The organism is Paracoccus sp. PAR01 (assembly GCF_014851995.1).
GTDB lineage: Bacteria > Pseudomonadota > Alphaproteobacteria > Rhodobacterales > Rhodobacteraceae > Paracoccus > Paracoccus litorisediminis.
Map to the genome: position 1 here is coordinate 1 of NZ_JACVAW010000025.1, position 12,019 is coordinate 12,019.

At 60.8% G+C, this 12,019-nt stretch carries 14 protein-coding genes and 1 tRNA gene; 7 read left to right on the plus strand and 8 right to left on the minus strand.

Going from position 1 to position 12,019, the window contains the following annotated elements; translation table 11 throughout:
• A partial coding sequence (locus IB235_RS21750) for a catalase (protein ID WP_192338511.1) occupies nucleotides 1–853 on the minus strand: 853 nt, incomplete at its 3' end.
• A 74-nt stretch (nucleotides 854–927) separates the two neighbouring features.
• Nucleotides 928–1,401 (minus strand): pyridoxamine 5'-phosphate oxidase family protein, encoded by a 474-nt coding sequence (locus IB235_RS21755; protein WP_192338512.1) that lies wholly within the window; start codon nucleotides 1,399–1,401, stop codon nucleotides 928–930.
• Between the two features lie 403 nt (nucleotides 1,402–1,804).
• Between IB235_RS21755 and IB235_RS21760 the strand changes: the two genes are divergently transcribed.
• The gene (locus IB235_RS21760) at nucleotides 1,805–2,164 is read left to right on the plus strand and encodes a hypothetical protein (protein WP_192338538.1); all 360 of its coding nucleotides are present in this window, start codon (nucleotides 1,805–1,807) and stop codon (nucleotides 2,162–2,164) included.
• Nucleotides 2,165–2,170: 6 nt separating this feature from the next.
• On the opposite strand, the gene IB235_RS21765 is transcribed toward IB235_RS21760, so the two are convergent.
• Together IB235_RS21765 and IB235_RS21770 are read right to left on the minus strand one after the other, a co-directional pair.
• Entirely contained in the window at nucleotides 2,171–3,211 is a 1,041-nt protein-coding gene (locus tag IB235_RS21765) for a fatty acid desaturase (RefSeq protein ID WP_192338513.1), read from the minus strand.
• Nucleotides 3,212–3,998: 787 nt separating this feature from the next.
• Nucleotides 3,999–4,250, minus strand: coding sequence for a DUF982 domain-containing protein (locus IB235_RS21770; RefSeq protein ID WP_192338535.1), 252 nt, complete (start codon nucleotides 4,248–4,250; stop codon nucleotides 3,999–4,001).
• A 240-nt stretch (nucleotides 4,251–4,490) separates the two neighbouring features.
• On the opposite strand from IB235_RS21770, the gene IB235_RS21775 reads away from it, so the two are divergent.
• Nucleotides 4,491–4,646 (plus strand): hypothetical protein, encoded by a 156-nt coding sequence (locus IB235_RS21775; RefSeq protein ID WP_225612526.1) that lies wholly within the window; start codon nucleotides 4,491–4,493, stop codon nucleotides 4,644–4,646.
• Between the two features lie 425 nt (nucleotides 4,647–5,071).
• Here the strand turns inward: IB235_RS21775 and IB235_RS21780 are convergent, their stop codons facing one another.
• The 4 genes from IB235_RS21780 to IB235_RS21795 form a co-directional block, all read right to left on the minus strand.
• Nucleotides 5,072–5,611 carry a hypothetical protein gene (locus IB235_RS21780; protein ID WP_192338515.1) on the minus strand — a complete coding sequence of 180 codons (540 nt, stop codon included), beginning with the start codon at nucleotides 5,609–5,611 and terminating at the stop codon, nucleotides 5,072–5,074.
• Between the two features lie 483 nt (nucleotides 5,612–6,094).
• On the minus strand, nucleotides 6,095–6,388 hold the full coding sequence (locus IB235_RS21785) for a hypothetical protein (protein WP_192338516.1): 294 nt from the start codon (nucleotides 6,386–6,388) through the stop codon (nucleotides 6,095–6,097).
• Nucleotides 6,389–6,538: 150 nt separating this feature from the next.
• A tRNA-Arg gene (locus tag IB235_RS21790) sits at nucleotides 6,539–6,615 on the minus strand.
• A 45-nt stretch (nucleotides 6,616–6,660) separates the two neighbouring features.
• On the minus strand, nucleotides 6,661–7,146 hold the full coding sequence (locus IB235_RS21795) for a GNAT family N-acetyltransferase (RefSeq protein ID WP_192338517.1): 486 nt from the start codon (nucleotides 7,144–7,146) through the stop codon (nucleotides 6,661–6,663).
• 284 nt (nucleotides 7,147–7,430) lie between these two features.
• On the opposite strand from IB235_RS21795, the gene IB235_RS21800 reads away from it, so the two are divergent.
• From IB235_RS21800 to IB235_RS21820, 5 genes are all read left to right on the plus strand, one after another.
• The gene (locus IB235_RS21800) at nucleotides 7,431–8,531 is read left to right on the plus strand and encodes a sulfate/molybdate ABC transporter ATP-binding protein (protein ID WP_192338518.1); all 1,101 of its coding nucleotides are present in this window, start codon (nucleotides 7,431–7,433) and stop codon (nucleotides 8,529–8,531) included.
• Nucleotides 8,528–9,526 carry a sulfate ABC transporter substrate-binding protein gene (locus IB235_RS21805; protein WP_370576966.1) on the plus strand — a complete coding sequence of 333 codons (999 nt, stop codon included), beginning with the start codon at nucleotides 8,528–8,530 and terminating at the stop codon, nucleotides 9,524–9,526. The genes IB235_RS21800 and IB235_RS21805 overlap by 4 nt, the downstream gene beginning before the upstream one ends.
• The gene (gene cysT / locus IB235_RS21810; RefSeq protein ID WP_155042253.1) at nucleotides 9,523–10,365 is read left to right on the plus strand and encodes a sulfate ABC transporter permease subunit CysT; all 843 of its coding nucleotides are present in this window, start codon (nucleotides 9,523–9,525) and stop codon (nucleotides 10,363–10,365) included. Before IB235_RS21805 ends, cysT begins: the two co-directional genes overlap by 4 nt.
• Nucleotides 10,362–11,186 (plus strand): sulfate ABC transporter permease subunit CysW, encoded by an 825-nt coding sequence (gene cysW, locus IB235_RS21815; protein WP_192338519.1) that lies wholly within the window; start codon nucleotides 10,362–10,364, stop codon nucleotides 11,184–11,186. The genes cysT and cysW overlap by 4 nt, the downstream gene beginning before the upstream one ends.
• A 62-nt stretch (nucleotides 11,187–11,248) precedes the next feature.
• Complete coding sequence (locus tag IB235_RS21820) at nucleotides 11,249–11,974, plus strand: molecular chaperone DjiA (RefSeq protein WP_155042251.1); 726 nt, start codon at nucleotides 11,249–11,251, stop codon at nucleotides 11,972–11,974.
• The last annotated feature ends 45 nt before the right edge of the window (nucleotides 11,975–12,019 follow it).

Consider the following 12,019-nt stretch of genomic DNA (forward strand, 5'->3'; position numbering starts at 1 on the left):
GGATCGCCAACTCGTATTCCGGGAAATCACCCGAGGCGATCGCCTCCCACAGGTCGCGGCGGTGATAGTCATTATCCGCGCCCTGAATCTTGGCGCTCTCGTCCCAGACCAGCGACTGGATGCCCAGTTTCGGTCGCCAATGGAATTTGACGAAGCTTTCAGCCCCTTCGGCAGTGACCAGCTTGAAGGTGTGGACGCCAAAGCCCTGCATCATCCGATAGCTGCGCGGGATGCCGCGATCGGACATGGCCCAGATGACGGTATGCAGCGTCTCGGGCATCAGCGAGACAAAATCCCAGAACGTGTCATGGGCCGAGGCCGCCTGCGGAAAGCCGCGATCAGCCTCCATCTTGACCGAATGCACGAGGTCCGGGAATTTCAGGGCGTCCTGAATGAAGAAGACCGGGATATTGTTGCCGACCAGATCCCAATTGCCTTGGTCGGTATAGAATTTGGTTGCAAAGCCACGTACGTCGCGTGGCGTGTCGACCGAGCCTGCGCCGCCAGCCACGGTCGAAAAGCGCACGATCACCTCGGTCCGCTTGCCTTTCTCGGCAAACAGACTGGCGCAGGTAAGGTCGGGGATCGGATCAGTGCATTCGAAATAGCCATGCGCGACCGAGCCGCGGGCATGGACGATGCGCTCGGGGATGCGCTCATGGTCGAAATGGAAGATCTTCTCGCGCAGGATGAAATCTTCCAGCAGCGTCGGGCCGCGCGCGCCAATCCGCAGGCTGTTCTGATTGTCGGAAATCGGCATGCCGTGGTTGGTGGTCAGTATCGGGGTTTTTCCAGTGCCGATCTGCTGGGTCTCGCCGCCTGTGCCAGTGGTTTGATCATAGGATTTTGCCATCTTCCTTGCCTTCCGATGTGGGTGGGTAAGGGGCGCGCCATGGCTGACGTGCCCATCCGTTCTGGCCTGCCCGCTTAGAATTTCAGGTGGAAATGGTCGCCGATATCGGGCTCGTCCCCGGTCAGGTTCGCCTTGGCGATCTGATAGAGGAAGCCGATCCCGCCCGTCGTGGACCAGATATCGGCTTCTGACAGACTGAATCTGAGGAGGCGCAGGTCGGGATCTTCCTTACCTCCCTCGAACCAGGCCGCGGCGACTTTGTTCCAGATTTCGTCAAGCTTCGCGCGATCGGGCGAGAGTTCAAGCTGTCCTTCGATCTGGGCCCAAAGCTTGCCTGCCGCATCGCCGATGACATGAATCGCGGGCTTGGAGCCATCTTCGAGTTCGCTGACCAGATCCGTGCCTTCCGCGGTGATGAACCACAGGGCTTGCTCGCCGGGATCGGCATAATGTGACATCGGGACCAGCTTCATCCGCTCGCGCGTTCCAAGCATTCCGGCATTGATACCGTCCAGACGCTTCCAGAAAGTCTGCTGCTCATTCGCCATCGCACTTTCCTTCCCATCGCTGTCAGAAAGGGTCGATCCCGCCGAAGAAACCGTAAGGCAGGTGCGCCCTGGGTCGGGCCACAACCCCCTCAGGGGATCGGGGTTCCATGGTGCCGAATCTTCGCGATGCCGGAACAACCCCCTCGTTCAGCGGTTTTCAGCGGGGCTTTACGGCTGATTTTCCGCTGTGAGGAGGTTGCGACCATCACCGAAAACCTTCAGATTCCTGCAATCGCGAATGGGCTGCAATTTGAGGAACACCGCGATTTTTAGGGACGTTATTGGCGTGCCCAGAGTCTGGCTTGGCTATGGCCTTGCCCTTTGCGCTTCTTGGACTGACTGGCAGCGGCGGCGTTAAATATGCAGGAGATGCGCTTGTCCGGGACCGCGGCCGAAATACCCCGTGTCGCGCGCTGGGAGCGAATGGGACGAGACCCGGATCACATTCGGCAAGGGGAGAAACACAGGCTTCGCAATTGACCGCATTCAGCCGGACCCCGAGAAAAGAAGCCTAGGCTACCCGACGCATGTGATGAGATTTACCGCACAAGCCGCGAACCCGAGCAAGGTCCGCATCTCGACCCGACCGATGCATTTCGGCTGGACGAGAGCCTTGATGGCGAAAATGGAAGCGCTCGCATCCTATCTCTACCATAGGCGAAAAATGGATTCCGTCGTCAGGGGCGTCGCTATCTATACGATCCTGCTGATCATCACGCGGCTTTCGGGACGCTCAACGCTTGCCCAAGCCGAAACCCGGTGACCAGCATCAAACCCGACCATATCTCGCGCGCGCCTCTGTGAAGGAGACCAGTTTACCCTCGATTTCATCCCACAGATGCAGCCGCGCGGTCGTCAAGCTTTCTCCGATGGTCAGGCGTTGCGCCTCTGCCAGTTCGCGATGATCCCTGAGCACTTCGGGCAGCCGGTAGAACGGGATCCGGGAATACAGGTGATGCACATGGTGGATGCCGATATTTCCGGAAAGCCAGCGCAACGGCTGCGGCAGGACATAATGTGAGCTGCCTTCCAGCGCCGCGTGATGGAGCTGCCAGTTTTCGCCCCGCGACCAATGGGTCTCTTCGAACTGGTGCTGGACATAGAACAGCCACACGCCGATCGTCGCCGCAACGATCGAGGTGGGCAGGAAGACCAGCAGAACCGGCATCAGCCCGCCGAACCAGGCGATCAGCCCAAGCGCAATCCCGATCATCGCATTGGTGCCCATAGCAGAGGCCCAGTAGCGCCAGCCGGATTTCATCAGCCCGATCGGCAACCGGTTCTGAAGGATGAACAGATAGCTTGGTCCCAGCACGAACAGGACCAGCGGATGGCGATAAAGCCGGTACATGAAGCGACCGAAGATCGAGCGTGCCCGGTACTCATTGATCGTCAGCGTCAGCACGTCGCCGATCCCCCGCTGATCGAGGTCGCCATGATGCGCGTGATGGATGGAATGCGTCCGCTTCCAGACCGCATAGGGCGTCAGTGTCAGAACCCCGAGGCTGCGACCGATCCAGTCCTGCGCGGTTCTGTTGGCAAGAAACGAGCCATGTCCGCAATCATGCTGGATGATAAAAATCCTGACGAGGAATGTCCCGTTGAACAGCGCCACGGCAAGTGCCAGCCAAGCGTTCACTGACAGCAAAAGCCATGCCAGCGTCCAGAGCGCGAAAAACGGCACCAGGGTTACTGCCAGCTCAAAAAGGCTGCGCGCCGTCGTCGGTTCGCGATACCGCGCCAGAACGCTGAGCCAGGCGCGCGCGTTGCGGGAGGGCGCCGAATCGGGCTGGCCGGTCTGATCTGTCATCTGTGCCTGTTCATCCTCTTCCGACAAAATGCCAGAGAGTTCCGCAACCTCGGCAAAAGCCATCGAGGCAGCGGTTTGTTCAGGCCCTTTGCGGTTAGCTTGCAGAAGTGGGGTTTTCAACCACGAATGCGTTGTCACACGCTCATGCTGACGAACAGATTGACGCGGCGGCAGTGTTCGCGGCTTAACTCAGCAGAAATTCCGGCTTGATCAAAGGTGAGCAACTCTGCCTACGATCAAGACATTGAGGGTATGCTGCGCCGACGCGGAATTGCAGTTCCGAAGGTTTCTCTTGGGGGGCTGGGTGGCGGCCATAGATCGTCGCTGATCAAGCGGCCCGTGCCATCGACAAGGGCGGCCGACACGGGTGGGCCATGGTTGCGAACCATTGCGGGTACTTATACCTTGCGCAGCAAATGCCTGTTTCTTCGAAATGGTCGAGCCATGGCCGTGTTGCGCCGCGTTCCGAAACATCCGCTCATATCGCGTGCAGCGAGGCCAGCGTCTCGAATTTGGTAAGGGCGTGATGACAGCAAGCCGTGGGACAGCATCATTGATGCGACCGGCAAGGCAAATCACCCGCCAGACTGTCGATCGTCTTGCCGGGCTATGAATGCCGCCGGCCCTTGCTCGGACCAAGGCGTTGTTCAGAGATGGGCGGTCAGGAACACGCGCAGGCCTTGCTTGGCGAAGTGAGTGCCGAAAACAAGTAGGAGGACGGAATATCCGCCCTCCTCGTCATGTGCACCTTCCCAATCGCACAAGGCCTCTGCCTTGCCCGTGGACGTCAGGCCTGGTCGGCCGTCCGGAAACCAGCGGACCGTGCCGCGTTTTCGAAGGCCTTCCGAGCGACCTGCACCGGCAGCATGCATTCCATGGCGCTTTCGACCGCCGCGAGAGCGCGCTGGCGGGCATCATCTACAACCGGCCAGCGCTTCCGCAGCCAGTATTTCGCCTGTTCGATGGTCGAGATCTTCTGTGTGTCACCGCTCTCAGTGACGACGAGTGTCAGGGGTTTGCCCCAGCTTATTTCTATCATTGATAGGAAATGGTGGCCAAAGCCCTCGAACACAAGGGCGCGATGATCACGATCCGTTCCAACCTGGTTCAGACGGCACGGAGGGGACCGGGGCCAAACTTCCCGCTTGGGGAGGATCGAGTGGATGGGAACGGAAGGGTCGCCGGATCATGCAGTAGTTCGGCTATGTACCTTTGACTACACATCTAGCCATGAAACAGATCACCACACGGAGCAGCCCTGACGCGGATGCCGCGCAACATGGATGACCGCGTCCGCGAGAAGAACGCTGAATACACCGCCGACCCGGCATCGCAAGCGAACAACGTGAAAGCGCTGAAAGGCCGCGAGGGCATCCGGCTTCGGGTTGGTGACTGGCACGTCGATCTGACGTCCGAGTGCAAGCGCGTGAAATGAGAAGCGCCCGCGAGGGGTTTCCTCCGGGCGCTATAAGTCTTCCGAACTTAGCAGGGGCAGCGTTATGTATTTATCGGACTTCTGTCCGCCTGCCGGATCAGATCATTGCGAAGCTCAGGTATACCGCCGTTGATGTTGCGCGCGCTGTAATCTGCAGCATCGTATGCCTTGCCGTCCACACCATAGAGGGTAATCGATCCGTCCGCCGCGATTGCCCAACGTGCCGTGGCTAATGCTGAAACCCGTGAACGCGAACTCATAGGCCGGTTTGGTCACGCTGGCTGAATCGAAGCTGAACAGATTGGCAAGAGAGGCGGCGTTTCTCTCCATGTATAGCATGTCGCCCACAATGGCACTTGTGCCGTGAGCATCTGCAGCCTCCATCGCATCCCAACTGCCAAGCAGTCTACCGCTTCGTGTAATGCCTAGAGTTGGCCCGAAGCGTCTAGCATGGTGTCGCTACTCGCCTCAATTTCGAGCTTTGCGTTAACTACCCTGCTTATCGTTTCAAAAAGCGCTTTCCCGAAATGATACGCATAAGCGATGGCATCCGACCGCGCCGGGAAATTCGCATCACGCTGCGGCGCGGTCATACCCATCGCCGCTTCGTATGCGGGCACGAAGCTTCCCTTGAACTCCAGCCGAGTATCGCTCCGTTGTTGAAAATGGACATTGCCGCCTATGGTCTGAACAATTTCATTATCGAATGGACTAACCTCGCCTGATAGAAGCGTGCTGATGGCCTCGGATCTCCTGTCGCCCAACGCCAGCATCATTCTGAACTCAGGATCGTCGAGTTCATGATAGGTGTCAGATGACTGCTTCTGCAGCGTGGTTATTGCGGAAACCCTCTCCACTGCAGTCAGACCCACCACGTTCGAGGTCGCGCGCGAGGTCAGGCTGCCAGCCGTGGGTCCGTCGTTCCTCAATAGCGTAAGCGCAATACCAGCGGACGAGATCTGCATTGCAGCACCAAATGGGTTATGATTAAATTATAAGTTGTTACGATAATATGATCGTATCATCTAACATATATTACGTATAATTCTTGGTAACTAGATCGGCTGGAATGTTATTGTGGATAATTGTACTGAAATATCCGGAAAAACATCTAGGCTTTTTATTTAAATGAAATGCTAATGAAGTGGCTGACCTGGGCCGATAAGATAAATATTAACGGAACCCGAAGGGCGCATCGCAGCGGGAGCCAGAAGTTAGCTCTTTGCTCGAATACGCCTACCTGCGCGGGGACATACAGGAGCGACATAGAGCCATGATGCCGGTTGGTCGGACTTCCCACTAGACAATTCGGACCCTGCTTTGATCGATCTTGGCTTCTCTAACGTGCTGAGCGAGGATCGCCCTGCGGCTCTCGTCGTTCATGCGTGGCTTGCGGCTTCCATCGGTGCGGCGAAAGCAGCTTTCGCGATCTCGGCATTGCGCATGCCTCAGCGGTCTTGATCCGGTGCCCAGCCTTCCAGCCCGTCCATAGGGCCGAAGAAGGGCCGCGCCACCGTGCCGATAAACCACACCGCACGAGTCGCTCTGTTGCAGGTGAAAGAAGTGGCGCTGTCGCCTTTTACTACCGAACGCACCGGGCGACGGATGGAGAGCATCAGCACGGGATTCAATGCTGCTGTGACGCGGGCCGGAATAGCACGCGGCACGACCTGCGCCGCACTGCCGAGCGGTTCATGGTCAAAGCCGGGACGCCGATGAGGGAAACCCAGTTCCTCGTGCATATGAACCCGAACATTACATGCTCTGTCTATGCTCAATTCAGCCCCTCGTACCTGCGTGGCGCAGCAGGTTCGCTTGAGTTCAGTGGACCGCGTTTGGTTCATCGAACCAGAAAGACAAGACCAAAACACAGGCTAATTGATTGATTTAATTGGCGGACCCGGGAGGGCTCGAACCCCCAACCTTGGACTTAGAAGGTCCCTGCTCTATCCAGTTGAGCTACGGGTCCGCATCGGGCGCTTTCATCGCAAAGCTTCGCGCCCTTTTCAACCGCTCAATCTGCTTTTGTCAGATCCAGCGTCATGAAGACACTGTAGGGATCAAGGCGGTAATCCGCAAAGGGGCCACATTCGACAAAACCAGCGCGCTCATACAGCTTGCGGGCGGGCAGGAACATCTCCTGCGTGCCGGTCTCAAGGCTGAGGCGCGCATAGCCGCGGGCTTGGGCGCTGTCGATCATGCGATCGACCAGCAGACGGGCCAGACCGCGGCCGCGTTCCTCGGTCAATACGTGCATCGACTTGACCTCACCATGGCCGTCCTCGATGCGCTTGATCGCACCCATGCCGACGGGGCGACCACCATCGCGCAACACGAAGAAATCGATATCCGGATGCACAAGAGTCTCGCGCGGCATCATGTGGATGGATTCAGGCGGCGTCTCGGCATGCATGTCCTGCGTGTGACGTTGGAACAGCAGCTCCAGATCCTCGGTCAACGGGCTTTCCAGCGCCAGAATCAGCTCATCCTGCATGGTCATCGCAACTCCCCAGTCTTTGCGTCGCTGCCATAGCAGAGGCAAAATCGCGACTAAAGCCCAATTGGCGTATGGCGCGGCCATGGTGCAGAAAAATAAGGATAACTGCCGCGATAGCCGCCCCGCTGCCCGAAGAATATCCCCGCCGCTTGTGCCGGGATGGAAAAGCGGTCCGCCCTGCGGATGGCAGCGGGAAATCCTTCGCCACAGCCCGGCGCATCAGGCAGAACCTGAACTTGCCGGTTCAGCAACGCGGCGATACCTCTGGCCGGAACGCGGAGATGTGCATGTCGATCACCATCGAGAACATGACCAAAAGCTTTGGCAGCACCGCGGTGTTGCGCGGGATCGATCTGACCGTCGAAGGCGGCGAGCTGGTGGCGTTGCTGGGGCCGTCAGGCTCGGGCAAGACGACGCTGCTGAAGATCGTCGCCGGGCTGGAATGGCCGAATTCCGGCGGGTTGAACGTGAACGGTCAGGACTGGCTGGGTCTGGCCGCGCAGGACCGCCGCATCGGCTTTGTCTTTCAGCATTACGCGCTGTTCCCGCATATGTCAGTGCGCGACAATATTGCCTTCGGCCTGACCGTGCGCCCCCGCGCCGAGCGTCCGGGCAAGTCGGTCATTGCCGCCAAGGTCGAGGAACTGCTGCATTTCCTGCAGATCGCGCATCTGGGCGACCGCTATCCGGCGCAGCTTTCGGGCGGGCAACGGCAGCGGGTCGCGCTTGGCCGGGCGCTGGCGATCCAACCCACGGTGCTGCTGTTGGATGAACCCTTCGGCGCGCTGGATGCCGCCGTCCGCCGCGATCTGCGCGCCTGGTTGCGCCGCGTGCATGAGGAAACCGGCTCGACCACGATCTTTGTCACCCACGATCAGGAAGAGGCCTTTGAACTGGCCGACCGCGTCGTCGTCATGGGCGAGGGCCGGATCGAGCAGATCGGCAATGCCGACCAGATCCACGACCACCCCGCCAGCCCCTTTGTCGCCCGCTTCATGGGCGCGACGATCGAGCTGCCGGTGGTGCTGAGCGCAGGCCGCGCCGAAGCGCCGGGCCTTGATGCCGGGCGCCTGCCCCGCCGCGCCTTGGCCGACGGTCCGGCGACGCTGTTCCTGCGCCCCGCCGACATTACCCCCGTGGCCGATCCTTCGGGCCGCTGGCGGGTCAGCCGCTGCACAAGCAATGGCGCGATCCTGCGGCTGGAGTTGACGGACGGCGCGCAGACCATTCCCGTCGACCTGCCCCGCCGCGCCCTCGAGGCGAAGGGGCTTGAGCGTGGCGCGCGGGTCATCCTGCGTCCCGAAACCGCCGCCATTTTCCCCGGCCCGCGCCCCAGTCAGGCCGCGTCCGCCGCCACCGAATTGCCCCGCAAGGAGAAAGCCCAATGATGACTTCGAAATTGCGCCTTGCCGCGCTGGCCTTGCTGCTGGGTTCGACCCCGGCACTGGCTCAGGACAAGATCCTGAACGTCAGCTATGACGTCGCCCGTGAATTGTTCGAGGCGCTGAACCCGGAATTCCAGGCTTATTGGAAAGCCAAGTCTGGTAAGGACGTGACCATCGACCAAAGCCATGGCGGCTCGTCGAAACAGGCGCGTGCGATCCTTGAAGGGCTTCCGGCCGATGTCGTGACCTTCAATCAGGAAACCGACGTGGACGTTCTGGCCAAGAACGGTCTGGTTGCCGAAAACTGGCGCGAAGCCCTGCCGAACGGCGCCTCGCCCTATTATTCGCTACCGGCTTTCCTTGTCCGCAAGGGCAACCCCAAGGGCATCAAGGACTGGTCGGATCTGGCCCGCGACGATGTGCAGTCGATCCTGCCCAACCCCAAAACCAGCGGCAACGGGCGCTACACCTATCTGGCCGCCTATGCCTATGCGCTGCAGCAGAATGGCGGCGATCAGGCCAAGGCGCAGGAATTCGTCGCCAAGATCTTTGCCAATGTCCCGGTCTTCGACACTGGTGGGCGCGCTGCGACCCAGACCTTCGCCGAGCGCAACATGGGCGACGTGCTGATCACCTTTGAGGCCGAGACGCAGGGCATCGCCAAGCAATATGCCGATCAGGGTTTTGAATCCGTGACCCCCGCGACCAGCCTGTTTGCCGCCTTCCCGGTCGCCGTCGTGACCGAGAATGCCGAAAAGAACGGCTCGCTTGAGGTTTCGACCGAATATCTGAAATGGCTCTACACGCCCGAAGCGCAGGACACCCTGGCCGAGAACCACTACCGCACGACCGACAAGGATGTGGCCGCGAAGCACGCCGCCGAATTCCCCGAGGTCAAGCTGCTGACCGTTGAGGACGTCTTTGGCGGCTGGGACAAGATCCAGTCCGAGCATCTGGCCGATGGCGGCATCCTCGACAAGGTCTTCGTCAACAAATGACGGCAACGGCCATCAAGCCGAAACGCGTTTTGCCGGGGTTCTCACTGAGCCTCGGCACCACGCTGCTTTACGTGGCACTGGTCATCCTGATCCCGGTCATTGCGCTTATCCTGAAGGGCGCGCAGATCGGGCCGGCGCAGTTCTGGGCCATCGTCACTTCGCCGCGGACGCTGTCGGCGCTGCGGGTGACGGTGACGGCGGCGGCCATCGCCACGGTCTTCAACGCCTTTTACGGGCTGCTGATGGCTTGGGTGCTGACCCGCTATGATTTCCCCGGCAAGCGTATCCTTGACGCGCTGATGGACGTGCCTTTTGCACTGCCGACAGCGGTGGCAGGAATTTCGCTGACCGCGCTTTATTCCGCGAATGGCTGGTTTGGCGCGCCCTTGGCGAGTGCGGGCATTCAGCTGGTCTATACGCTGGCTGGCGTCACCATTGCGATGGCCTTCACCTCGATCCCATTCGTGGTGCGTGCGATCCAACCGGTTCTTGAAGACCTTGACCCGGCGCTGGAGCAGGCGGCGATGACGCTGGGGGCAAGCCCTTGGCAGATTTTTCGCCGCGTGGTCCTGCCCGCGATTTTTCCCGCATGGCTGGCCGGATCGACCGTGGCCTTTGCCCGGTCCTTGGGCGAATTCGGCGCGGTGGTCTTCATCGCTGGCAACCTGCCCTTCAAGACCGAGATCGCGGCGCTTCTGGCCTATATCCGGCTTGAGGAATACGATTATCAGGGCGCTGCCGCCATCGCGCTGGTGCTGCTGGCCTTCGCGCTGGTGCTGCTGATCCTGTCGAACTGGCTGCAATTCCGCGCCGCCCGCCATCTGGAGTCCAAGGGATGAGCGCGACCGATCTGACCCATGCTCCGGGCCAAAGCCGAAGCGTGCCGCGCCTGCTGATCGCGCTGGCATTTGTGCTGACGGCGATATTCGTCGTGGCGCCCTTGGCCTTCATCTTCTGGCGCGCGCTGGCCGAGGGTTGGGGCGCTTACGTCGCGAATATCACCGACCCGATGACGCTGCACGCCATCGGGCTGACCACCTTGGTCGCGGTGATCGTCGTGCCGGTCAACATCGCCTTCGGCATCGCCGCCGCATGGGCTATCGCTCGGTTCCGCTTTCCGGGCCGCAAACTGCTGATGACCATGATCGAGATACCCTTCTCGATCTCGCCCATCATCGCGGGGATCTGCTACCTGCTGCTTTACGGCCGCCAAGGGCTGCTGGGACCGTTTCTGGCCCAGCACGACCTGAAGGTAATGTTCGCGTTGCCCGGCATCGTCCTTGTGACCATGTTCGTGACCGCCCCCTTCGTCGCGCGCGAGGTGCTGCCCTTGATGCAGGCGCAAGGGTCCGAGCAGGAAGAGGCTGCCGTGACCTTGGGTGCCAAGGGCTGGCAGGTGTTTTCGCGGGTGACTTTGCCCAATATCCGCTGGGCGCTGCTTTACGGCGCGGTGCTGGCGACGGCACGCGCGGTGGGCGAATTCGGCGGGGTCTCGGTGGTGTCAGGCTCGATCCGCGGGCAGACCAACACCCTGCCCTTGCAGATCGAATTGATGTTCAACGACCTGAATACCACGGGGGCATTCGCCGCGGCCTCGACGCTTACGGTGATCGCGCTGGTGGTTCTGGTGGTCAAGGCGGCGCTGGAAAGCCGCAGGTGATCGGCCGGAACCCGCGGGAATGTCAGTGGACTTGAACCCCTTCCCCGCCTAGGCTGACGGACATGGACACCATTCTGAAGGACAGGCCACAGGACTGCCCCGAACTGCCAAAGCCACGCAGCTTCTGGCAGCGCATCGCTGATCGCCTTGCCGCGATCGTCGGATCAAGCCGTGCGGCGACCCCGCCGGAAAAATCCGTGGCTTTCACCATCGCCGTAATCGCGCTTGGCGCGAAGCTGGCCAAGGCCGATGGCGCTGTCGCCCGGTCCGAGGTCGCGGCATTCCGCCGGGTCTTCATCATTCCCCGCGCCGAGGAGAAAAACGCAGCCCGCGTCTTTGACCTTGCCCGCCAGGATGTTGCCGGTTTCGACGCCTGGGCGGGCCGCATCGCCGCGATGTTCCCGCCGGGCGATCCGGTCCTGTCCGACGTGATCGAGGGGCTGTTCATCATTGCCGTTGCCGATGGCGACCTGCATGAGGCCGAGATCATCTTCATTGATGAGGTCGGGCGCATCTTTGGCCTCAGCCCGGCGCAGGTCGCGACGATCCGCGCCCGCCATGACCGCAGCAACGGTTGCCCGCCCTGCGACGTGCTGGGAATTCCGCCCGACACGCCCCTGCCCGAGGCGCGCAAGCGCTGGCGCGATCTGGTGTTTGAATCCCATCCCGACCGCGCCATTGCCCGTGGCCTGCCCCCGGAAGCGATCCGGCTGGCCGAGGCCCGCACCCGCGCCCTGAACGAGGCATGGGAGGCATTCCGCAACATGCACCAGCTTCGCCCGATCTAGACCAGCCGCGACCTGGGGCCGCACCGGGGAACCCTGACCGGGCGG